Here is a 564-nt window from a genome sequence, read left to right on the forward strand (position 1 = left end):
CTCGATACACACCATCGCGTGGTTTTTGCTGATCGCGGTTGAGGTCTTGTGCAGGTAGTCGCGGCGGGCGTTGCCGATGCGGGCGTGGATGCGCTGCACGCGGGCTTGCGCCTTCTTCCAGTTGTTGCCGAACTTGGTTTTGCGGCTCAGGGCCTGTTGCGCCTTGCACAGCCTGTCCTGATGCCGCTTGAAGCTATTGAGCGGTACATGGAACGTACCGTCCGAGAGCGTAGCGAAGCGGGCGATGCCCATGTCGATGCCGACCGCATTTCCATGCGGAATCGGCTGTCCTACTTCGCGTTCGGTCTGGATCGACACGAACCACTTGCCGCCTGATGCGCTCACGGTGATGTTCTTCACCGTGCCGAGAACGGCCCTGCTGTTGCGGTAGCGCAGCCAGCCGAGCTTGGGCAGGAACAGGCGGCTGTTGGCCTGGTCGAGCTTGATTTGCTTCGGGTCGGGGTAGCGGAAACTGTCGCTCTGTCCTTTCTTCTTGAAGCGCGGGAAGTCGGCGCGTTTGGCGAAGAAGTTCGCGTAGGCGCGCTCCAGATCCTTGAGGGTCTG

General features: G+C 61.2%; 1 protein-coding gene. It reads right to left on the reverse strand.

The window, feature by feature from the left end; genetic code table 11:
• On the reverse strand, positions 1-564 hold a 564-nt coding region (locus PY257_RS16155), incomplete at both ends, for an RNA-guided endonuclease InsQ/TnpB family protein (RefSeq protein WP_275743672.1).

Origin of the sequence: Curvibacter soli (assembly GCF_029211125.1) — a bacterium.
Taxonomy (GTDB): Bacteria; Pseudomonadota; Gammaproteobacteria; order Burkholderiales; family Burkholderiaceae_C; genus Curvibacter_A; species Curvibacter_A soli.